Origin of the sequence: Leucothrix mucor DSM 2157, assembly GCF_000419525.1 — a bacterium.
Lineage (GTDB): Bacteria > Pseudomonadota > Gammaproteobacteria > Thiotrichales > Thiotrichaceae > Leucothrix > Leucothrix mucor.
The window spans coordinates 2,889,327-2,910,817 of record NZ_ATTE01000001.1; the positions used below are offsets into that span (position 1 = coordinate 2,889,327).

Below are 21,491 nucleotides of genomic sequence, written 5' to 3' on the forward strand. Positions count from 1 at the left end.
CGCCAATGGCGCGTCCATCCTTGTGATTACCGGTCAACTGAGCTAGTCAGTCAGTATAAGTGGCCGAAAGGATCTCATACTCACGCAGGCCATTAGGGGCTTTTACAACTGCAACATCACCCTCTTCACGACCAATTAATGCACGAGCAATAGGAGAAGAGACGGCAATTTTATTTAGCTTAATGTCCGCCTCAATATCTCCCACAATCTGATAGATCACGATATCGCCGCTTTCCAGATCTTCTAGTTCAACCTTTGCCCCAAATACCACTTTACCCTGAGCATTCAGCGAAGCCACATCAATAATCTGGCCAGAAGACAATACAGACTCTAGCTCTTGGATGCGCCCTTCAGTGAAACTCTGCTGCTCACGAGCAGCATGGTATTCCGCATTTTCTTTAAGATCGCCATGCTCTCGAGCATCGGAGATCGCCTGAATAATGCGCGGGCGCTCGATAGTCTTCAAACGCTGCAATTCAGTTTTAAGTAGTTCTGCGCCTTTAGCGGTTATTGGAGCTCTGTTCATGATGCCTTATTTAATCCTTGATGTAGGTCCTGCAAGCTATACACCTGCTCTTTATCCTTAAATGCCATCGCTTCGCACAGCGCCCACGCACCTGTAATGGTCGTGGTGTAAGTCACTTTGCCCTGCAATGCTTCACGACGTATCTCGTAGGAATCGTTGATCGCTTTTTTGCCATCAGTAGTGTTAACGATCAAGTTTACTTCATCATTCTTGATCATATCAACAATATGTGGGCGACCTTCGCGCACCTTATTCACACTGTCGCACTGAAGACCAGCATCCGTCAACAAACGAGCGGTACCGCGAGTCGCAACCAAACTGAAATTCAGATCGATTAAACGCTTGGCAATATCCAGAATATACTTACGGTCAGCTTCACGCACACTGATAAAGGCTTTACCGCCGGTGTCTGGCAGGTCAATACTTGCACCACGCTGAGATTTTCCGAAAGCTTCGGCAAAACTCATACCAACACCCATAACTTCACCCGTCGACTTCATCTCAGGGCCAAGAATCGGATCAACACCAGGGAACTTGATGAACGGGAATACTGCTTCTTTAACAGAATAATAGTTTGGAATAACCTCATCCAAAATACCCTGCTCTTTCAGTGATACACCCGCCATGCAACGTGCAGCGATCTTAGCCAATGGACGACCAATTGCTTTAGATACAAACGGAACTGTTCTTGATGCACGTGGATTCACTTCCAGCACGTAAATATCGTCGCCTTTAACCGCGAACTGAGTATTCATCAGACCGATAACGCCCAGAGCTTTAGCCATTTTCACGCACTGATCACGCATGCGATCTTGCATCTCTTCGCTCAAAGAATATGGAGGCAAAGAACACGCAGAGTCGCCGGAGTGAACACCAGCCTGCTCGATATGCTGCATGATGCCGCCGATCAGCACATTTTCGCCGTCACAGATTGCATCAACATCCACTTCAATCGCGTCATCTAAGAAGCGATCCAGCAATACTGGAGAGTCATTAGAAACTTTAACCGCATTAAGCATGTAGTGACGCAAATCATCTTCATTGTAGACAATCTCCATCGCACGCCCACCCAATACATAAGATGGGCGCACCACTAATGGATAACCAATCTCAGCGGCCAAACGCACACCCTGCTCTACGTTACGCGCAGTACGGTTTGGTGGTTGCTTCAGATCCAAACGCTCAATCATCTGCTGGAAGCGTTCACGATCTTCCGCCAAGTCAATAGAATCAGGGCTAGTGCCAATAATTGGCGTGCCACTGGCTTCTAATGCTTCTGCCAACTTCAACGGAGTCTGGCCGCCGTACTGGACAATAACGCCCTTTGGCTTTTCCAGATCAACGATTTCCATGACATCTTCTAATGTTAATGGCTCGAAGTACAAGCGATCAGAGGTATCATAGTCAGTTGAAACCGTCTCAGGGTTACAGTTAACCATGATTGTTTCATAACCATCATCGCGCATTGCCAGTGCGGCATGCACACAGCAATAGTCAAACTCGATACCTTGACCGATACGGTTTGGACCACCACCCAATACCATGATTTTTTCACGATTGCTCGGTGCAGATTCACACTCTTCATCATAGCTAGAGTACATGTAAGCCGTGTCCGTTGAGAACTCAGCTGCACAGGTATCAACACGCTTGTAAATTGGGCGAACACCCAAATCACGACGGTGCTTGCTCATCACTTTCTCGCTCACATTCAGCAATTTTGCCAAACGACGATCAGAGAAGCCTTTACGCTTTAGCTCAAACATTTCAGGCGCATTCAAATCATTAATGAATTTACCAGCGAGCGCCTGCTCCATCTCAACTAATTCCTGAATTTGATCCAGGAACCAAGGGTCGATAGACGTCTGCTCGAATAGCTCTTCAGCCGTCATACCAAAGCGGAAACCATCAGCCACATACAAAATGCGCTCAGGACCTGCTTCAGTTAACTCGCGACGTAGCTCATCTTTAGGATCTTCAGCCGTCAGATCAAGACGCTCATCCAAGCCATCAATACCCGTCTCCAAACCGCGCAAGGCTTTCTGGAATGACTCTTGGAAAGTACGGCCAATCGCCATAACTTCGCCCACAGACTTCATCTGTGTCGTCAAACGGTGATCTGCTTTCGGGAATTTTTCGAACGTGAATCTTGGAATCTTAGTTACAACGTAGTCAATCGTCGGCTCAAATGAAGCCGGCGTTGCGCCACCTGTAATTTCATTGCGAAGCTCATCCAGCGTGTAACCAACCGCCAGCTTAGCCGCGATTTTTGCAATCGGGAAACCGGTTGCTTTCGACGCCAATGCAGAAGAACGTGATACCCGCGGATTCATTTCGATAACCACCAAGCGGCCATCGGCTGGGTTTACCGAGAACTGTACGTTAGACCCACCAGTATCCACGCCGATTTTACGCAGCACATCAACGGAGGCATTACGCATGATCTGGTATTCTTTATCCGTCAGCGTTTGAGCTGGCGCTACAGTGATCGAGTCACCGGTATGAATACCCATTGGATCTAAGTTTTCGATGGAGCAGATGATAATGCAGTTATCTGCAGTATCACGCACCACTTCCATCTCATATTCTTTCCAACCTAACAGAGACTCTTCCAGCAAAATCTCAGTGGTTGGCGACATATCCAAACCGCGTGCAGCAATATCTTCAAATTCTTCGCGGTTGTACGCGATACCACCACCGGAACCACCCATGGTGAATGACGGACGAATAATCGTTGGGAAGCCTAAGCCCTTTTGGATTTCACGTGCTTCTTCGATAGAGTGAGCAACACCGGAACGTGCTGACTCTAATCCAATCTCATCCATTGCCTGACGGAATTTGGAACGGTCTTCAGCCATATCAATGGCTTCTTTCTTGGCACCAATCATCTCGACGCCATATTTTTCCAACACACCTTCGCGATCAAGATCCAACGCACAGTTCAGTGCAGTCTGACCACCCATGGTTGGTAGCAGCGCATCAGGACGCTCTTTTTCGATGATGTTAGCAACGGTTTCCCACTGAATCGGCTCGATGTAAATGGCATCGGCCATTTCAGGATCCGTCATAATCGTCGCAGGATTCGAGTTAACCAGAATCACGCGGTAACCTTCTTCGCGAAGTGCTTTACAAGCCTGAGCACCGGAATAGTCAAACTCACAAGCCTGACCGATAACGATCGGGCCAGCACCAACAATTAAAATACTTTTTATGTCTGTACGTTTAGCCATGAGAATTAACCTTGCCCTTCCATCAGTACAATAAACTTGTCAAACACGGGTGCGATATCGTGTGGCCCTGGGCTTGCTTCAGGGTGGCCCTGAAAACTAAATGCCGGACAATCCGTACGCTCGATACCTTGCAAACTTCCGTCAAATAATGAACGGTAAGTGGGTCGCAGTGTATCCGGCAAAGTGTCTTCATCTACCGCAAAACCGTGGTTCTGGCTGGTAATCATAACCTTTGAGGTTTCCAGATCCTGAACCGGATGGTTAGCACCGTGATGACCAAATTTCATTTTGACCGTCTTTGCGCCACTGGCTAAGCCCAATAACTGATGGCCTAAACAAATACCAAAGGTAGGAATCTTTTTCGCCAAAATCTCCGTGATTGCTTCAATTGCATAATCACAAGGCTCTGGGTCACCAGGCCCATTCGACAAGAAAACGCCGTCTGGATTCATGGCTAGCACATCAGCAGCAGGTGTTTTAGCGGGTACAACCGTGACATCACAACCGCGGTCAACCAACATGCGTAAGATATTGCGCTTCACCCCGAAGTCATAAGCAACGACTTTAAAACGAGCTTTATCCGCATCCAGTGTCAATTGAGCGCCCGGCTTTAGCTGCCAGCTGCCTTCATTCCACGAATACGTTGTCGCAGTGCTGACTTCTTTTGCCAGATCTAAGCCCTTAAGGCCGGGGAATGCTTTAGTCGCTTCTAGTGCGATTGCTTCATTCAGGTCATCACCTGCAACGATACAACCACGCTGCGCACCCTTCTCACGCAAAATGCGGGTCAGACGTCGAGTATCGATATCAGCGATAGCAACAATGCCTTTACGGACCAGATAGTCTGGCAGACTTTCTTTTCCACGCCAGCTGCTGTACAAACGAGGCACGTCTTTGACAATTAAGCCTGTTGCAAAGATCGTGTCACATTCCTCATCTTCCTCATTCACACCGACATTACCGATGTGTGGGCAAGTTAAGGTAACCATTTGCTGAGCGTAGGATGGGTCTGTCAGGATTTCCTGATAACCACTCATTGCCGTGTTGAAGACAACTTCGCCGACGCTAGTTCCATTAATTCCGATTGATTCACCCTGAAAGACACTTCCATCTTCCAAGACTAATAGTGCACGTTTTTTCAACGTTGCCTCCACAGTAGACTGTTCAAGAGTTTGGTTGTTAACGGCTGTTGGACGCCTCGGCAGAAAACCTTCTGGCAGCCTGGCGCAGGGAACAATACCCGATACCTGTATGTTTCACATACGAAACGGGATGGGTATTCATTATTGAAAACCCATCCCGTCTTTGTGTCAGCGTAAACCTCCGTTATTCTACTAGAAACACGGAGCAAGATCTATGCTGAAACGACTAAAAAACATGGCGATTATAAACCTACGCTGAATCATTATTTTGTTGTTAATTCGATAATCTTTTGATTAATTAGATTAATTTTTTCATCCATCTCGCGATTTTGGCTCGCCGCCTCAACAAAGCGGTCTTTAAGTGCTTTGTTTTTCTCATCTGCCCGACTTAGTTTACTAGTCACCAATTGCAGCTTTGCGTAGGTTTCCCGATATTGCTCACTCAGCTCACCTACACCATTCATTAATTCATCATCCGGGTCAGGAATACTAATGACTGCGGGCTCTGGTGTCTCACCACTGACTAACACTGAAGTTTCTGCAACCTCGATCTCAGCAGTATCCCCTGTAGCAGAATTCAACTCAACCTCTACAGACTCCAAGGTTTCCGGCACTAATTCCGGATCTGCTGCCACCGAAGCAACGACAGTCTGATACTTAGTTAAATCTTCGTTGATATCATCCAGAATCAAATCATCCCCTTCAATCAGCTTCAAATCGATAGAGGTTGTTTCTGTCAGATTCAAATCCAAAAAGCCCGTTTGCTCTGGCAGGACATCCACATCGGAATCAACAGCAAGCATTGGCTCAGTGCCCTGCTCTTCTTCCGAAGTATCAAAACCACTCTCAACTGAAGCAAGCTCACTACCTTCTTCTGCAATCTCTACAGATGGTTGCTCATTCTCAGAGGCTACTTGTTGATCAGGCATTGCTTCTTGGGCTTCAGGTTGAGCTAGCACTTCCTGCGCAGACTCATCCTGATCTAATTGATCTTCCGTAGACACAGCCTCTTCCACTTCGGCCAGCACTTCAGCAATATCACTTGAAATAGACTCTGGCTCAGAGACCTCAACTTCAACGGCTAATCTCTTGGCAGTCTCAGCGATTTCACCCGACACCTCAGCGGCATCCAATACTATTACGGGAGATTGAGTCTCGCTCAGCCCTTCCGAGACACTCTCAGTAGAAATCACCGGATTAATATCAACCAACTCATCGGATGCACTCTGGGTGATCGCTGGAACTGGAGGCGCAGGCTCATCACTCATCATTGAAGTATCCGATACAATCTCAGGCTTACTACTAAGGAAGCTATATATCAGTCCAAAAAAAATAAGGACTAACAAACCAATAAGGATAATTTTTATATTACGTTTTAACATCTGATCTATCTCGTCGCTAGAGCCTGAGACGCAGTGAAGACACAGCACTACGTTGCGCAGAAGGATTAAGTTGAGAAATAGATTAGATCAAAGTAAGACAGAAGCACGGGTGGTTCCCGACGAACTACCCGAACTCAAAGCCCGAATGAAGATAGGTGGTTTTGTATAAAATCGAACGCGTGGAAACACATGACGAACGGTTAGTAGTGAACACTCTCCGCCAAAATTAAACTCTGGCCAGTGTGATGCGCGACCCACTCCAGGTACTCGGGATAGATAAACATGCAGGTGAAAAATACCAGACTCATTAATAAGCCCAGATAGCTAATACTCAAACCCGCTAATGCCAAGCGAGAACCACCAAAACGATACGGATTATTTTTAATTCTGGCTCGTGCAATGTGCCCAACAATAATGCCGGGAATCGCCGCCACTAATCCTAAAAATAACGATAACACACCACAAAATAATGCAGCTATCGACATACGCACACTTGGAAAACCTATACTAACCGGCATTGACATACGACACTCCCTCCTTGCAGGGCTGACTCTCGGTCCTTCGAAAGTACTTAGTTCAACAAATCTACCACCGGGGGATGGCTGTTTGTTAGAATATGTTAACAGTAAAACAAAACAATATAAGCTAATACATAGGCAAGCATGACAAAATCTCTTATCAGACGTTTTACCAAACAGGGTATTGCGATCAATATACTCTTACTGTGCAGCTTGGTAGCATTAGTCATTGGAGTTACTGCACCTCTATTAACACTACAGAAACTCTATTTCATAGAAAACACCATTTCTTTAATTTCCACCATTAAAAGCCTCTATAATGATAAAGAATGGCTACTATTTGTCATAATTTTGTTATTTAGCCTAATTATCCCAGTGATAAAAATAACCAGCCTGCTGCTAATTACCAATCTTGACCATAATCCGGGCTCACCACTTGATAAAACACTGTCGCTGATCGAGACTTTAGGTAAGTGGTCAATGCTAGATGTCTTTGTGGTCGCACTACTGCTCGTTTCCGTAAAACTTGGGGCATTGGCTAAAGTAGAAGTGCATTATGGGCTTTATGTTTTTGCAGCCTCTGTCATATTGACCATGGGGCTTAGCTTCTGGATCTACAAACTAGCCCACAATCAACAATAAACGGCCATTTTTAAAAAACTACAAGCCTATCGTTAATTAAAGTTTAATCCTTTTGGGAGATTTCACTACTACCTAGACAGTATTATGTCGGACACATATCATTAATTGATAACCGAAAGCCGGATTAGCGGTTGATTTCATATACACAATATTCACAAAAAACCGAAGATGCATATCGATCAGGCACTGACATTAGCCCACAAAGCTGACTCCGTCTGACCAATCATTTACAGGAGATAACATTCATCATGATAAAACGAGCATTACTATTGCTGCTGTTAACCGCCGTTTGGGCATTTGGTAGCTGGTGGTATTACACCTGTATGATTAAAGGCTTCTGCAGAGCAAATGGTGTTTTTACCAGTGCCGCTGAACGAGCAAACACTGCAGCACTTCCGGCGACTGTCGCAGCAACTGGCGCACTTGCGCTGGCTGACTCCGATGCAGACACAAGCACAGAAACTGCCGCTGACACGAAAGCAGATACGCCTGTAGCACCAGTGACAACCACCACTGACTTTATCGATGCGGATAACGATGCGATCTCCGATGAAACTGAGCGCAGCCTCGGCACTGATCCTGAAAATGATGATAGCGATGGCGATGGTATTAAAGACAATATCGAGCTAGGAACGGATCTGAAGACACCAGTCGATACTGATGGCGATGGCATCATCGATGCGCTGGATGAAGATGATGATAACGACACCATCTCTACCATGGATGAAACCACTAATGGCACCGATCCTCGCTCCGCTGACAGCGATGCCGATGGCTTAAGCGACTCCATCGAAAACAAAGCCACTGGCAAGCTTGGCACTGACCCAATGAGTCCTGACAGTGATGGCGATGGTTTGAACGATGCGGCCGAAGTTGGCCCAGATCCTGAAACCCCAATTGACACGGATAAAGATGGCATTATCGATGCATTGGATGACGATGATGATAATGACGGCATCCCAACCAGCCTTGAGCTTAAGCTAAACAGCGATCCAATCAATGCTGATAGCGATGGCGACGGCATCAAAGATGGCGATGAGCTTGGCGAGTCTGGCATGCCTGCCGATACCGATGGCGATGGCGTAATCGATTTGATTGATTCCACCAACGACACGCCTAACGATGCTGACCTAAGTGCGGCACCTGCAGACGCTCCGGCTGATGACAAAGCGGCGGTAACTGATGAGCCTGCTAGCGATGATGAAGTCACAATCACCTCATCTGAAGATGGAACAGGTGCCAGTGCCAATGCTGACATTACTATCCAGAAGAGTCGTCTGTACTTCCCATTCCACTCAGCGAATCCAAAGCTGTCAAATGCTGCGACCAACTACTTTAAAGAAGTTGTGCAATGGCTAAACAGCAACCCTGCTCACAGCGTAGTGCTGACCGGGCATACGGATGACATTGGTAAAGCTAAGAACAACCTGAATCTGGGACTCAAGCGTGCGGTAGAGATCAAAAACATGATGATCAAACTCGGGGCAAATGCCACGCAGATTGATGTTGCATCCATGGGTGAGACTCAACCAATTGCCAACAATAAGACAGAATCCGGCCGCCGTAAAAATCGTCGCGTCGAACTGGTTCCGTTAATTAAATAATAAGCCCTGATACCAAAGGCCAGCTGTTATCAGCTGGCCCAGCCTGAGGATACGAAATGTTTGAACATGCTGTTACTAAAACCTATGAAATGAAGGATGCCAGCCTGGAGTTATTGATTATGCTGGCAGGCGCTTTTTTATTAGGCTGCCTGTTTTGCTGGGCGCTAGGCTCTCGCAAACGTAAGCGCAATGTGAAGGAGGTATAATTATGCTGCCTGAAAATTACACTTTAATGGATGCATCGCTCGAAATTGCTCTGATGCTGTTAGCGGCATTTTTGCTGGGTTGGTTATTTTGCTGGCTCATGAAGAAATTATTTGGCAAGAAACAGATCGATGAGATCGAATACTCTGCTGATGCTGACATGCCTGATTTAACGGCCAACCGCCCATTAAAAACGGGCTTATCGGCCAGTAGCCGTGAGCGCCTGTATGACCCAGAGGTAGGAATCCCTCGTGGCGATGCGGACGTTGAAATCCCAACCGTAAATACACCCGAAGTTAACGTTAACTCGCCAAGTGTATCTGCCTCGGCCGCACGCCCACGCATCGATTTACCAGACCTTGATGGACCAAAGCTTGACCTAGAAGGCAAATTAGATGCTGGCCTAAGCGCAGGTAAAGGCGCACTCGGCAAAGGTGCTGGTATTGCTGCGGCAGGTATCGGCTCTATTGCTGCAGGTGCGGTGGCACTTAAAGGACAGATCGGCGACAAAGTTGATGATATTGATTTGAAAATGCCATCGGCTGAGATACCAGACATTGATCTGCCGGATGCCTCATTGCCTAATGTGAATATCCCGGATATTGACCTGCCTGATGTTGAGCTTCCGGATGTCAATATTCCAGAGATTGATTTGCCGAGTGCTGAATTACCGGATGTCGATCTTCCAGAGCTTGAGCTTCCAGATGTTAATGTGCCTGAGATCGACTTACCTAGTGCCGAACTACCGGATGTTGACTTACCTGACGTAGAGCTTCCGGATGTTAATATTCCTGACATTAATTTGCCAGATGCTGACCTCCCGGACGTAAACATCCCTGAAATCGACCTTTCCGGCAAATTAGATGCTGGTGTGGAAATGGGTAAAGGTGCTTTGGGTAAAGGCGTCGGCGTTGCTGCAGCGGGCCTAGGCTCAATTGCCGCAGGTGCTGCTTCACTAAAAGGCAAAGTAGGCGAAACGATTGATGGCGTTGATCTTAAAATGCCCTCTGTCGAAACTCCTGAAATCGACTTACCAGATGCTGAACTGCCTGACGTTGAACTACCAGATGTTAATGTGCCTGACATTGATTTGCCCGATGCAGACCTGCCGGACGTGAGTGCACCTGATATTGATTTACCAGATGCTGAAATACCAGATGTCGACCTTCCTGACGTTGAGCTACCGGACGTTAATGCAGCAGACATTGACCTACCCAATGCGGAAGTGAACTTACCTGATGCCAAGCTTCCTGACGTTGACGTCCCAGACCTCTCCGGAGAGTTAGATGCCGGCTTGGAAAAAGGTAAAGGTGTGCTTGGAAAAGACGCTGGAATTGCGGCAGCAGGTCTTGGCTCACTTGCCGCTGGCGCCATGTCGCTTAAAGACAAAGCGACAGATAAAGTTGATGACATCAAGGAAACACTTAATGCACCGGACTTACCAAAAGTTGCAACGCCAAGCAAAGGCACCAGCACTGTAACAACACCCCACTCTGGTGACGATCTGACTCGCATCACCGGTATTAACGATAAAGTCGTTAGTGCACTGAATGCCAATGGCGTAAAAACCTATGCGGATTTGGAAAAGCTTGATCGCACCACACTCAAGCGTTTTCTGAATGAGACAGATGATGCCTCACTGCATATAACTGAACCCGCCAGCTGGCCTCATCAGGCGAGACTGTGTTCAGAACACAACTGGTCGAAGCTTCGCGAGTATCAGGACTTTCTATCGGGCAACCGACCAGAACTAACTGAGCAAACACCTGCCGATGACGATGGCTCAAGCTCTGCCCGCGACAATCTGAAGAAGATTGAAGGTATCGGTCCATTCTTTGAGCGCACACTCAATGAAGCGGGTATCACCACCTTCGCTCAGCTGAAAAATGCAGACCGTGATACGCTCAAAGCGATCATTGATGCGGCTGGCCCTGAGTACCACTCACACGAACCTGAAACCTGGCCTTATCAAGCCGGCCTTGCCGATCGTGGTGAATGGAAAAAACTGAAGGATTACATACACTTCATGACAGGTCGCAGCTAAGCTATCAAGCTTAGCTAAGTACTGAAAGCTCTCGTTTTTACGAGGGCTTTTTTTATGGCCGTCAGTCCGATTCTTTAACATAACAGACGGGCTGTAGTGGCACTTTATGTACTTGAAAGCCGTCCATGGTAATATCAACTCGGTATATTCTGTTTATCTTATATAGACAGGCAAAAATAATTAAAACAAGCAAGGTATCAAAATGAACAAGCTAATCCTGCCATTCTTATTGCTTGCTGTTGGATTAAGTTCGACAGTGCAAGCCGAGATTTACAAGTGGACAGATAGTGACGGCAAAACTCACTATTCGGCAACCCCGCCACAAGACTCAAGTGCTAAGGCTGAACAGATCGGCGAAAAAATCAAATTCAATGTCGGCAAAGTGAAGTCCTCTGAAGAAAAAGACGATGAGCCAGAGCAGACAGCGACACCGGCTGCTGAAGAAGCTGACAAAACGCCTAGAAAAAACATCTACAAAGGTGATCGCTCACCGGCGCGTTTAGCCTATTGCAAAAACCTTGAGAACAATATTCATATTCTGGAAAATAATGAGAACGCCAACATCATCGAAGAAGGTGGCACTGAGCCACTAGGGACTGATGAGCGTAACTTGCGTCTGACACAAGCCAAAGAAAAGCTGGCGAAAAACTGCGAAGACATTTCCTCATAAGGTCGACTGAGTGCTGCAGTGCTTTCTGAATGTTTGATTTAACAGTATACTAATCTGCTACATCAACTTCAGAAACCTGCAGACACACATGAAAGTATCCCAGTTCCCTATTTCCACTTTACGTGACACTCCGGCTGATGCCGAGGTGATTAGTCATCAGCTGATGCTAAAAGCCGGCCTTATCAAGCGACTTGCTTCTGGCCTTTACACTTGGGGCCCGTATGGCCTTCGGGTTATGCGCAAAGTTGAAAATATTGTCCGTGAAGAAATGGATCGCGCCGGTGCTGTTGAAGTCCTGATGCCGACCATTCAACCGGCAGAACTGTGGCAGGAATCTGGCCGCTGGGACGAATACGGCCCTGAGCTGTTACGTGTAACCGACCGTAGTTCACGTGAATTCTGTTTCGGCCCAACGCACGAAGAAATCATCACCGATTACGTGCGCAATGAAATTAACAGCTATAAACAACTGCCGGTTAATTACTACCAAATTCAAACTAAATTCCGCGATGAAGTACGCCCACGTTTTGGTGTGATGCGCTCTCGTGAATTTATCATGAAAGATGCTTACTCATTCCACCTGACTGAAGAATCGCTACAAGAAACTTACGACACCATGTATGCGGCTTATCAGCGCATCTTTAACCGCTTAGGTTTAGACTTCCGTCCAGTACAGGCGGATAACGGCTCCATCGGTGGTAACGCTTCTCATGAATTCCATGTATTAGCGGACTCTGGTGAAGATGACATCGCATTCTCAGATACCAGCGACTATGCCGCGAATATCGAGATGGCAGTTAATGCCCCAAGCACAACCCCTCGCCCTGAAGCGACTCAGGAGATGGTGGAGTTTGCAACGCCGGGCCTGAAGACAATAGATTCACTGGCTGAAGCGATGAATATCCCAGCCACTCAGCAAATTAAGATTTTGCTGGTTAAAGGTGAAGAAGGCTCAACTGTTGCACTGCTAGTGCGTGGCGACCATAACTTAAATGAAATTAAGGCTGAAAAGATTGATGGCATTTTATCGCCACTGACGTTTGAAACCGAAGAAAAGATCATTGAGTTAACAGGTAGCAGACCTGGCTCACTGGGTCCGGTTGGCTTATCCATTCGTATTATTGCTGACCATGCCACGGCACCACTGGCTGATTTTGTGTGCGGCGCGAACAAAGAAGATCACCACTTAAAAGGTGTGAACTGGGTACGCGACTTACCAGAGCCTGAGTTTGCCGATCTGCGTAATATTGTAGAGGGTGACCCAAGCCCGGATGGCCAAGGTAAGGTACTGATCCGCCGTGGTATCGAAGTGGGTCACATCTTCCAGCTAGGCACCAAGTATTCTGAAGCGATGAATGCAACCGTGCTGAATGAAAACGGTAAGAGCCAGACAATCACCATGGGTTGCTATGGTATTGGTGTTACCCGTGTTGTGGCCGCCAGTATCGAACAGAACTACGATGACAACGGTATTATCTGGCCTGCATCAATGGCACCGTTCCAGATTGCTATTGCACCGCTGAACTACAACAAGTCTGAAGAAGTGAAAGCAACTGCAGATAAGTTGTATGAGGAACTGGTTGCAGCGGGTTATGAGGTGTTATTGGATGATCGCATTATTCGTCCCGGCGCAATGTTTGCGGATATGGAGCTGTTAGGCTTACCACATCGCATCGTTATTTCAGATCGCGGCCTGAAAAATCAACAGCTTGAGTACAAATCACGTACCGCAGCTGAAGCCGAAGTGATCGAACTGGCTGACGTACACAACGTTATCAAAGCAAAACTGGGCGCATAACCCAATCAATCGGCAGTGACGAGTCTCCGTCACTGCCGATACACTACTTCCTCCCCTCGCAAACCCCACCGCTCACCGCTTCTTTCCCGACCAACTGCACTAGCTTTACACGGTCTTTACGCTCGCTTTACCCAAACTAACATTTACTCAGTGCATAATTCCCTTATCAGCTCAACACACAGACCGAGTTGGCAAAATTCAAATATCACTAAAGGGAAGAAAAATGAATAAAACTAAAACTGTATTAGCCGCTTTATTGGTAACAGCAATGAGCGCTGGCGCAACGACTGCAATGGCTCACGATGACGATGGTCACCACGGTAAGCGTAGCCACGATTACTCTCAGGAAGGTAAACACCACGGTTCAAAACATCATGGCGAGAAACGTCACGATGGCGAGCGTCATGGTAGTAAGCATCACGGCGAAAAGCGCCACAATGGCGAGCGTCATGGCAACAAGCATCACGGTGAAAAGCGCCACGGCGGCAAAGGCCATGGTAACAAGCACCAACATGGAAAACGCCAAGGTGGCGAGCAGATGATGCGCTTCATGGCAAAGAAACTCAACATGACTGATGCACAGAAAATGCAAATTAAAGAATTACGCACCGCACAAAAAGCTAAAATGCAGCCTCTGCGTGAGCAAAGCCGCACACTTCGCCAAGAAATGATGAAGCTGGATACAACTAGTGCCGATTACAGCACTCAAGTTGCAGCACTAGCTGACAAGAAAGCGAACATTGATCGCCAGAGCTTTATTCTGAAGAGCGAGCTTCGCCAACAGTTTAATGCCGTTCTGACCGATGAGCAGCGCGCAACGATGAAATCTATGCAGGAAAAGCGTCAGGAACGTATGCAAAAGCGCATGGAAAAGCAGGAAGCAAAGAAAGCAGCTAAGGCAGAAAAAACCAAAGCTGAGACCCCAGCGCCAGCTGAAGCAGATAAAGAAACTAAAGCCGCTGAATAATCTCTCAGCAGCTTGCTAGCATGATAGGCGGCACTTCGGTGCCGCCTTTTTTGTGCCTTAAAATTACTCGGGGTAGATATCTTTTAGCTTACGAGTGAGTGTATTGCGCCCCCAGCCTAGCAAGTCAGCGGCTTCTTTTTTACGCCCTGCCGTTTGCTGCAATGCCACTTCTAGCGCCAAACGTTCAAACTCCGGCGTCAAATCATCCAGAATACGGGTCTCACCGGACACCAATCGCTGTTGAATTTCCTGACTAAGCAAGGCTCGCCAATCACCACTCGGCTTGACCTCCTCCGTGTCCATTAGCTCTGGCGGCAGATCATCCATGGTAATTTCACGACCCGATGCCATCACGGTCATCCAACGACTAACGTTTTCCAACTGACGAACATTACCCGGCCAAGGCAAGGTTTGTAAAAACTCCTGCACTTCAGGTAATAAGACTTTGCGTTCTGTTTGCAAGTCTTCAGCGGCTTTCTGCAAAAAGTGGGTCAGCAATAACGGAATATCCGTACTGCGATCGCGTAGCGGTGGAATTTGCACACGGATAACATTTAACCTGTGAAATAAATCCTCTCGGAACAAGCCTTGGCGAACACGCTCTTCCAAATCCTGATGCGTTGCCGCTACTACTCGCACATCCACATCAACCGGCACATGGCCACCGACCCGATAGAATTTGCCATCCGCTAGCACGCGCAGCAGACGCGTTTGCAGGTCTGCCGACATATCACCGATTTCATCCAGAAACAGAGTCCCTTGATTGGCTTGCTCAAAGCGGCCTTTACGCAGCGCATGCGCACCGGTAAATGCGCCCTTCTCATGACCAAACAGCTCTGACTCCAAAAGCTCTTTAGGAATCGCCGCGGTATTAATCGCAATAAATGGTTTTTCTGCGCGGGGACTATGTTCATGCAGTGCGGCGGCAACCAACTCTTTACCGGTACCCGACTCACCCGTAATTAACACGGAGATACTGGATTTACTCAGGCGACCAATTGCCCGAAACACGCCCTGCATCGCAACTGATTTACCGATAATGCCAGACTCGGTAATTTCATCAGATTCGTCAACGGCAGTCGCCTTAACCTCTTTTACCCTGCCATGCTCACAAGCACGACGCGCCAGCTCGGTTGCCTCATTAATATCAAATGGCTTGGGCAGATATTCAAATGCCCCACTCTCAAATGCCGATACCGCGCTATCCATATCAGAATGCGCAGTCATAATAATGACGGGCAGGTCTTGATAATCGCGCTGCACGGCTTCGAGTAGCTCAAAGCCATCCATATCCGGCATCCGGATATCGCTGATAATCGCTTCAGGGCGGTCACGTTTTAAGGCACGTAATAACTCAGTGGCAGACTCAAAGGTTCGGACAGACATCTGCGCACGGGTCAGTGCGCGCTCCAAAACCCAGCGGATAGATTGATCGTCATCCACGACCCAGATTGCTTCAGATTGAGGCATGCAGTTTTATCTCCTAAAGCACTTGAATTGGTAGTAATAAAGTAAAGCAGGTATCGCCAGGCGTTGATTGAAATTCAATTAAGCCATCATGCGTATTAGCCAGTGATTGCGCGATTGAGAGCCCTAATCCCGTACCTTCAGCAGAGCCGCTGACCATTGGGAAGAAGACCTTGTCCTGTATCGCTGGCGGGATACCGCCGCCGTTATCAATAATTTGTAGCTTGAGCACTAACTTGTGCGTTTTATGATTCAGCATAAAGCGGCGTAATACCCGAGTTCTGAAGATCACCTTACCCTCATCGCCCACGGCCTTTAGCGCATTCACCACGATATTTAGTACGATCTGAATCAGCTTATCTTTGTCGGCGCGGATTTCAGGAATACTGGGGTCATAATCAAACTCGATTGTCACGCCTGGCGACAAATCAACACTCACCAACTTGCGCACGCGCTCCAGTACTTCGTGAATATTCACATTTTCCTGAATCGGCGGCGACTGTGAGCCCATCATGCGATCAACCAATACCTGTAATCGGTCTGCCTCTGAGATGATGATGCTGGTGTATTCTCTTAACTCCGGGCTGGGTAGCTCAGTCTCTAATAGCTGCGCTGCGCCTCGCAAACCACCTAATGGGTTTTTGATCTCATGCGCCATGCCCTTTACTAAGGTCTGCGTAGTACGCAATTGGCTTAGTAATAGTTCTTCCTGTGAAATCCGTAACTGCTGGTCAATGCGATAGAGCTCAAGAATCAAACCCTGCATTTCACCTTCAGCTATATAAGTACTCACCACTAAATCAGCGATGACCATTTCACCTTGCGCCGTTTTTAAGTGAAGCTCCCTTAAAGACTGATTCTCATGCGTCTCCAGCGCCTTCTCCAGCGCAATATCTAAAATCTCTTGCTCCAGTAAGCGCTTATAAGACTTACCTAGTAGCCGGCCTCGACTGTTGCCAAACAACACTTCGGCGGCAACATTCATGTAAGCGATCTTCAGCCCCTCATCCAGCATGACCACCGAGGTGGCTAATGCATCTGTAATACTCATATATTTAACTCATCCTAATTTGCCACAGTCAGTCTTGCCACGAGCAAACAGTTAATCTCCATCAATACCTGCAGTGGTAGCAATTATCAGGCCAACTAAAAACACCCTGACCAGCCGGTCAACACGCCCATAGCGCACCATAATAGTGCAAATGCACGATTTTATGCACCTCATTCCACCCTTTGCACTCAAATAGCGCACCGCTTTCAAACATTAACAAGCGGTAAAGCTAGGTTTTATCACTGCTTAGAAAAGTTGGCACGGGAAATGCTTGTGGCTATATAGCAACAGAAAAGCACAGCGAAACAGCTGCGGCAGAAAACCAAGTTTGATTCGGTGACTGTCAGTTGTTTGTTAAATTTTTTATTCAGGAGAGTATCTGCAATGAAGCTAATCACTGCAATTATCAAACCCTTTAAATTGGATGACGTTCGGGAAGCACTATCCGAAATCGGCGTTGCCGGTATCACCGTCACCGAAGTAAAAGGTTTTGGGCGTCAGCAAGGGCACACAGAATTATACCGCGGCGCGGAATACGTTGTTGATTTCCTGCCGAAGGTAAAAATCGAAGCTGCTGTTGATGCAGCACTGTTGGATCAGGCGATCGAAGCGATCACCAAAGCAGCCAACACGGGCAAAATCGGCGACGGTAAAATCTTTGTTACTGCTCTGGAGCAGGCAATCCGTATCCGTACTAATGAAACCGGCCCGGCAGCGCTTTAAAGACAGGAGATAACAATGGAAAACAATATTTTTCACTTGCAGTACGCGATGGATACTTTCTACTTCCTAGTGTGTGGAGCACTGGTTATGTGGATGGCAGCCGGCTTCTCTATGTTAGAAGCAGGTTTAGTTCGTAGTAAAAGTACCACTGAAATTCTGACTAAGAACATTGTTCTTTTTGCGATTGCTTGCACCGCATACTTAGTGGTCGGTTACGACATTATGTACGACGGCGGCATCATGCTTAAAGATATCGCACTGGATGGCGCTGAAAACGCAGACGCTTTAGTGGCTAAAGTACTGGCAGATTCAGCAGAAGCCGGCTTCGAAGGCGATTCTGTTTACTCAAATGCTTCTGACTTCTTCTTCCAGGTTGTATTCGTTGCTACGGCAATGTCTATCGTATCGGGTGCGGTTGCTGAGCGTATGAAGCTGTTCGCATTCTTCGTATTTGCTTTAGTGATGACTGCCTTTATCTACCCAATGGAAGGCTCTTGGACTTGGGGTGGTCAATCAGTATTCGGCCTATACTCTCTAGGCGATGACTATGGATTCTCTGACTTTGCGGGTTCTGGTATCGTTCACATGGCAGGTGCTGCAGCGGCATTGGCTGGCGTAATTCTATTGGGCGCTCGTAAGGGTAAGTACGGTAAAGATGGCAAGATCAACCCAATCCCTGGTGCTAACCTGCCAATGGCGACACTGGGTACCTTCATCCTGTGGATGGGCTGGTTCGGCTTTAACGGTGGTTCGGTTCTGAAACTGGGTGATATCGCTAACGCTAACTCAGTTGCAATGGTATTCCTGAACACGAATGCGGCAGCAGCCGGTGGTGTAATCGCGGCGCTGTTTGTTGCAAAAATCCTATTCGGCAAAGCTGACTTAACAATGATCCTGAACGGCGCGTTGGCTGGCCTGGTTGCTATCACTGCTGAGCCTTCTACCCCTTCTCCAATGATGGCGACCATCATCGGTGCAGTCGGTGGTGTATTAGTTGTCTTCTCAATCCTGTTCTTCGACAAGATCCGCATTGATGATCCAGTGGGTGCAATCTCGGTACACGGTGTTGTTGGTCTGTGGGGTCTGTTAGCAGTACCTCTCACTAACTCTGGTACCACATTCATTGGCCAGTTAGTTGGTGCAGGAACAATCTTTGTTTGGGTATTTGTTACTTCATTCATTGTTTGGTTACTGATCAAAGCCATCATGGGCATTCGTATCTCTGAAGAAGAAGAGTACGAAGGTGCCGATATTGGCGAGTGCGGTATGGAAGCTTACCCTGAATTCACTAAGGGCTAATCAAGCGCTAACCTACTGAAAAGTAATGGCCGGAGCAGCAATTGTTCCGGCTTTTTTGTGCCTGCTTTCAAACACCTAAAGCAATGCGCTACACTGCCGTTTTGAACAAGCAGCCTATCTTATGCCTGATATCGCCCCATTCCCCGATCGCATACTTAATTGGTTTGATCAGCACGGTCGTAAAGACTTGCCATGGCAACATCCGATCACGCCGTATCGGGTTTGGATTTCAGAGATCATGCTGCAGCAAACTCAAGTGCAAACAGTCATTCCTTACTATGAGAAATTCATGCAGCGCTTTCCGGACTTACACAGTCTGGCCAATGCACCAACTGATGATGTGCTCAAGCACTGGTCGGGATTAGGTTATTACGCACGTGCTCGTAATCTGCATAAAGCGGCACAACAGATTCGTGATGAGCATGGTGGCGAGTTTCCAGATACATTGGAGCAAGTCACTGCGCTTAGCGGGATCGGTCGCTCCACCGCCAGCGCCATCTTATCGATCGCCTTTAAACAAGCGCACCCTATTTTAGATGGCAATGTAAAACGCGTACTGGCTCGCTTTCATACCGTTGAAGGTTGGTATGGGCACACGGCGGTACAAAAGCAGCTGTGGGCTTTAGCAGAGCAACACGTGCCTGAACAAGTTGAGCCACAACGCTATGCGGATTATACCCAAGCAATGATGGATTTGGGGGCGACCTTATGCAGCCGCAGCAAGCCACGCTGTACCGAGTGCCCTTTGCAAGATGACTGCATGGCGCATCAAACTGAAACCGTCAGCAAATACCCCACCCCCAAGCCAAAGCGCACACTGCCCGAGCGACAGGCGATTATGCTGCTAATGCACCAAGATCAATCCATCTATCTGGAGCGTCGGCCACCCAGCGGAATTTGGGGAGGACTCTGGAGTTTTCCGCAATTTGAAGACGCTGATTCCGCACGCAATTGGCTAGAGAAACAAGGGCTTGATCGCAGTGAATTGGAAACCGGTACGCCGCTTCCGGAGTACAAACACACTTTTAGTCATTACCGCTTAATGATTCAGGCAATTATGATTAATCCACAAAAACCGGATACTAGTAGTGTGATGGAGACCGACGGCAGCATTTGGTATAACATTAACGACGAATTCGATGGTGGTCTCGCGACCCCGGTCCAAGATTTATTGAAAACCTTTAAGGAAAAAACACTATGAGCCGAATGGTAAACTGCGTCCTGCTAAAAAAAGAAGCGGAAGGTCTTGAGCGAATGACTTACCCGGGTGATCTAGGCAAGCGCATTTTTGCAAATGTTTCTCAGGAAGCTTGGAAGCAATGGGTTGGCCACCAGACCATCCTGATGAATGAGTACCGTTTATCACCAGTAAACCCAAAAGACCGTAAGTTTTTGGAAGAAGAAATGGAAAAGTTCTTCTTTGGTGATGGCCCATCTCAGGTTGATAACCTGACTCCACAGGCTTAAGGCTGATATATGGCTTCTGCGTTTATCCCTGCAACCGTGATTAATAACCAGCAATGGGCTGAGAACTTATTCACATTGACACTGGACACCGAACTGCAGCCCTTCAAGGCCGGACAGTTTGTACGTTTACAACTGTCAGTGGATGGCGAGCAGATCGCCAAGCCCTACTCGCTGGTTAACCCACCACAGCAGGCAAGCGCGGAAGTCTTATATAACACAGTCCCTGATGGCGTGATGTCGCATGCGCTGGCTGCGCTTAAAGCCGGTGATGTGATCGAAATATCTCAACCAGCCTATGGCTTTTTTGTGCTGGATGAGCTGCCTGAAACCAAGCACCTTTGGATGTTTGGAACCGGCACTGGCTTCGGCCCCTATTTATCGATTTTGCAGGATGGTGAAGTCTGGCAACGCTTTGAAAAAATTGTACTGGTGCATGCTGTTTCTTATACCAACAACTTGGTATATCAGGAACTCATTGAGCGGCTCCTTTTGGAGCATCCGGATCAATTTATCTATCAGCCAATTATTAGCCGAGAGCCCCACAGCGGCGCACTGCAGGGTCGCATTCCAGCACTGATTGAAAATGGTGAACTGGAAGCTGCAACAACTCTGACTATTACACCAGAGCAAAGCCATATCATGCTCTGCGGCAATCAACACATGATTACAGATGCCCGCACAGTACTGGCTGAGCGTGGCCTGAAAAAACACTTACGGCGCAAACCCGGCCATATAACCACTGAACAATACTTCTGATTAA

General features: G+C 47.6%; 19 protein-coding genes. 12 read left to right on the forward strand and 7 right to left on the reverse strand.

From position 1 onward, the window contains the following. Window positions 1–46: 46 nt before the first annotated feature. The 5 genes from greA to LEUMU_RS25990 all read right to left on the reverse strand — a co-directional run bounded on the left by greA (window position 47) and on the right by LEUMU_RS25990 (window position 6,801). Entirely contained in the window at window positions 47–526 is a 480-nt protein-coding gene (gene greA / locus LEUMU_RS0113060) for a transcription elongation factor GreA (protein WP_022952730.1), read from the reverse strand. Further along, a complete protein-coding gene (carB, locus tag LEUMU_RS0113065; protein WP_022952731.1) occupies window positions 523–3,753 on the reverse strand; it encodes a carbamoyl-phosphate synthase large subunit in 3,231 nt (1,076 codons plus the stop codon). The genes greA and carB overlap by 4 nt, the downstream gene beginning before the upstream one ends. Before the next feature lie 5 nt (window positions 3,754–3,758). Next, the gene (gene carA, locus LEUMU_RS0113070; protein WP_022952732.1) at window positions 3,759–4,895 is read right to left on the reverse strand and encodes a glutamine-hydrolyzing carbamoyl-phosphate synthase small subunit; all 1,137 of its coding nucleotides are present in this window, start codon (window positions 4,893–4,895) and stop codon (window positions 3,759–3,761) included. A 263-nt stretch (window positions 4,896–5,158) separates the two neighbouring features. Then, complete coding sequence (locus LEUMU_RS0113075) at window positions 5,159–6,166, reverse strand: hypothetical protein (RefSeq protein WP_022952733.1); 1,008 nt, start codon at window positions 6,164–6,166, stop codon at window positions 5,159–5,161. A gap of 311 nt (window positions 6,167–6,477) precedes the next feature. Further along, window positions 6,478–6,801 (reverse strand): DUF4190 domain-containing protein, encoded by a 324-nt coding sequence (locus LEUMU_RS25990; RefSeq protein ID WP_022952734.1) that lies wholly within the window; start codon window positions 6,799–6,801, stop codon window positions 6,478–6,480. 138 nt (window positions 6,802–6,939) lie between these two features. Between LEUMU_RS25990 and LEUMU_RS0113085 the strand changes: the two genes are divergently transcribed. The 7 genes from LEUMU_RS0113085 to LEUMU_RS0113120 all read left to right on the forward strand — a co-directional run bounded on the left by LEUMU_RS0113085 (window position 6,940) and on the right by LEUMU_RS0113120 (window position 14,724). Beyond that, window positions 6,940–7,437, forward strand: a complete 498-nt coding sequence (locus LEUMU_RS0113085) for a paraquat-inducible protein A (RefSeq protein WP_022952735.1) — start codon at window positions 6,940–6,942, stop codon at window positions 7,435–7,437. Between the two features lie 248 nt (window positions 7,438–7,685). Next, window positions 7,686–9,041, forward strand: coding sequence for an OmpA family protein (locus tag LEUMU_RS28085; RefSeq protein WP_051156031.1), 1,356 nt, complete (start codon window positions 7,686–7,688; stop codon window positions 9,039–9,041). A gap of 56 nt (window positions 9,042–9,097) precedes the next feature. Next, window positions 9,098–9,247 carry a hypothetical protein gene (locus LEUMU_RS28970; RefSeq protein ID WP_022952738.1) on the forward strand — a complete coding sequence of 50 codons (150 nt, stop codon included), beginning with the start codon at window positions 9,098–9,100 and terminating at the stop codon, window positions 9,245–9,247. A gap of 2 nt (window positions 9,248–9,249) precedes the next feature. Next, window positions 9,250–11,289 carry a helix-hairpin-helix domain-containing protein gene (locus LEUMU_RS26000; RefSeq protein WP_022952739.1) on the forward strand — a complete coding sequence of 680 codons (2,040 nt, stop codon included), beginning with the start codon at window positions 9,250–9,252 and terminating at the stop codon, window positions 11,287–11,289. A gap of 202 nt (window positions 11,290–11,491) precedes the next feature. Continuing rightward, window positions 11,492–11,959, forward strand: coding sequence for a DUF4124 domain-containing protein (locus LEUMU_RS0113110; RefSeq protein ID WP_022952740.1), 468 nt, complete (start codon window positions 11,492–11,494; stop codon window positions 11,957–11,959). 88 nt (window positions 11,960–12,047) lie between these two features. After that, entirely contained in the window at window positions 12,048–13,757 is a 1,710-nt protein-coding gene (locus LEUMU_RS0113115; RefSeq protein WP_022952741.1) for a proline--tRNA ligase, read from the forward strand. 223 nt (window positions 13,758–13,980) lie between these two features. Continuing rightward, a complete protein-coding gene (locus LEUMU_RS0113120) occupies window positions 13,981–14,724 on the forward strand; it encodes a Spy/CpxP family protein refolding chaperone (RefSeq protein ID WP_022952742.1) in 744 nt (247 codons plus the stop codon). A 63-nt stretch (window positions 14,725–14,787) separates the two neighbouring features. Here LEUMU_RS0113120 and ntrC read toward each other — a convergent pair whose 3' ends face one another. Next, on the reverse strand, window positions 14,788–16,194 hold the full coding sequence (gene ntrC, locus LEUMU_RS0113125) for a nitrogen regulation protein NR(I) (RefSeq protein WP_022952743.1): 1,407 nt from the start codon (window positions 16,192–16,194) through the stop codon (window positions 14,788–14,790). Between the two features lie 13 nt (window positions 16,195–16,207). Next, entirely contained in the window at window positions 16,208–17,242 is a 1,035-nt protein-coding gene (glnL, locus tag LEUMU_RS0113130; RefSeq protein ID WP_022952744.1) for a nitrogen regulation protein NR(II), read from the reverse strand. 384 nt (window positions 17,243–17,626) lie between these two features. Here glnL and LEUMU_RS0113135 point away from each other — a divergent pair, with 384 nt between their 5' ends. The 5 genes from LEUMU_RS0113135 to LEUMU_RS0113155 all read left to right on the forward strand — a co-directional run bounded on the left by LEUMU_RS0113135 (window position 17,627) and on the right by LEUMU_RS0113155 (window position 21,487). Next, window positions 17,627–17,965, forward strand: coding sequence for a P-II family nitrogen regulator (locus LEUMU_RS0113135; RefSeq protein WP_022952745.1), 339 nt, complete (start codon window positions 17,627–17,629; stop codon window positions 17,963–17,965). 15 nt (window positions 17,966–17,980) lie between these two features. Next, a complete protein-coding gene (locus LEUMU_RS0113140) occupies window positions 17,981–19,264 on the forward strand; it encodes an ammonium transporter (protein WP_022952746.1) in 1,284 nt (427 codons plus the stop codon). Window positions 19,265–19,385: 121 nt separating this feature from the next. Next, window positions 19,386–20,465: an A/G-specific adenine glycosylase gene (gene mutY, locus LEUMU_RS0113145; RefSeq protein WP_022952747.1), complete on the forward strand. Its 1,080-nt coding sequence runs from the start codon at window positions 19,386–19,388 to the stop codon at window positions 20,463–20,465. After that, a complete protein-coding gene (locus LEUMU_RS0113150; protein WP_022952748.1) occupies window positions 20,462–20,731 on the forward strand; it encodes an oxidative damage protection protein in 270 nt (89 codons plus the stop codon). Before mutY ends, LEUMU_RS0113150 begins: the two co-directional genes overlap by 4 nt. 9 nt (window positions 20,732–20,740) lie before the next feature. Further along, window positions 20,741–21,487, forward strand: coding sequence for a ferredoxin--NADP reductase (locus LEUMU_RS0113155; protein ID WP_022952749.1), 747 nt, complete (start codon window positions 20,741–20,743; stop codon window positions 21,485–21,487). Window positions 21,488–21,491: the final 4 nt, after the last annotated feature.

What these genes read in the sequence shown, in the direction of transcription:
- greA (WP_022952730.1), bottom strand. Translation starts at nt 526, where the DNA reads ATGAACAGAGCTCCAATAACCGCTAAAGGCGCAGAACTACTTAAAACT.
- carB (WP_022952731.1), bottom strand. Translation starts at nt 3,753, where the DNA reads ATGGCTAAACGTACAGACATAAAAAGTATTTTAATTGTTGGTGCTGGC.
- LEUMU_RS0113075 (WP_022952733.1), bottom strand. Translation starts at nt 6,166, where the DNA reads ATGATGAGTGATGAGCCTGCGCCTCCAGTTCCAGCGATCACCCAGAGT.
- LEUMU_RS25990 (WP_022952734.1), bottom strand. Translation starts at nt 6,801, where the DNA reads ATGTCAATGCCGGTTAGTATAGGTTTTCCAAGTGTGCGTATGTCGATA.
- LEUMU_RS0113085 (WP_022952735.1), top strand. Translation starts at nt 6,940, where the DNA reads ATGACAAAATCTCTTATCAGACGTTTTACCAAACAGGGTATTGCGATC.
- LEUMU_RS28085 (WP_051156031.1), top strand. Translation starts at nt 7,686, where the DNA reads ATGATAAAACGAGCATTACTATTGCTGCTGTTAACCGCCGTTTGGGCA.
- LEUMU_RS28970 (WP_022952738.1), top strand. Translation starts at nt 9,098, where the DNA reads ATGTTTGAACATGCTGTTACTAAAACCTATGAAATGAAGGATGCCAGC.
- LEUMU_RS26000 (WP_022952739.1), top strand. Translation starts at nt 9,250, where the DNA reads ATGCTGCCTGAAAATTACACTTTAATGGATGCATCGCTCGAAATTGCT.
- LEUMU_RS0113110 (WP_022952740.1), top strand. Translation starts at nt 11,492, where the DNA reads ATGAACAAGCTAATCCTGCCATTCTTATTGCTTGCTGTTGGATTAAGT.
- LEUMU_RS0113115 (WP_022952741.1), top strand. Translation starts at nt 12,048, where the DNA reads ATGAAAGTATCCCAGTTCCCTATTTCCACTTTACGTGACACTCCGGCT.
- LEUMU_RS0113120 (WP_022952742.1), top strand. Translation starts at nt 13,981, where the DNA reads ATGAATAAAACTAAAACTGTATTAGCCGCTTTATTGGTAACAGCAATG.
- ntrC (WP_022952743.1), bottom strand. Translation starts at nt 16,194, where the DNA reads ATGCCTCAATCTGAAGCAATCTGGGTCGTGGATGACGATCAATCTATC.
- glnL (WP_022952744.1), bottom strand. Translation starts at nt 17,242, where the DNA reads ATGAGTATTACAGATGCATTAGCCACCTCGGTGGTCATGCTGGATGAG.
- LEUMU_RS0113135 (WP_022952745.1), top strand. Translation starts at nt 17,627, where the DNA reads ATGAAGCTAATCACTGCAATTATCAAACCCTTTAAATTGGATGACGTT.
- LEUMU_RS0113140 (WP_022952746.1), top strand. Translation starts at nt 17,981, where the DNA reads ATGGAAAACAATATTTTTCACTTGCAGTACGCGATGGATACTTTCTAC.
- mutY (WP_022952747.1), top strand. Translation starts at nt 19,386, where the DNA reads ATGCCTGATATCGCCCCATTCCCCGATCGCATACTTAATTGGTTTGAT.
- LEUMU_RS0113150 (WP_022952748.1), top strand. Translation starts at nt 20,462, where the DNA reads ATGAGCCGAATGGTAAACTGCGTCCTGCTAAAAAAAGAAGCGGAAGGT.
- LEUMU_RS0113155 (WP_022952749.1), top strand. Translation starts at nt 20,741, where the DNA reads ATGGCTTCTGCGTTTATCCCTGCAACCGTGATTAATAACCAGCAATGG.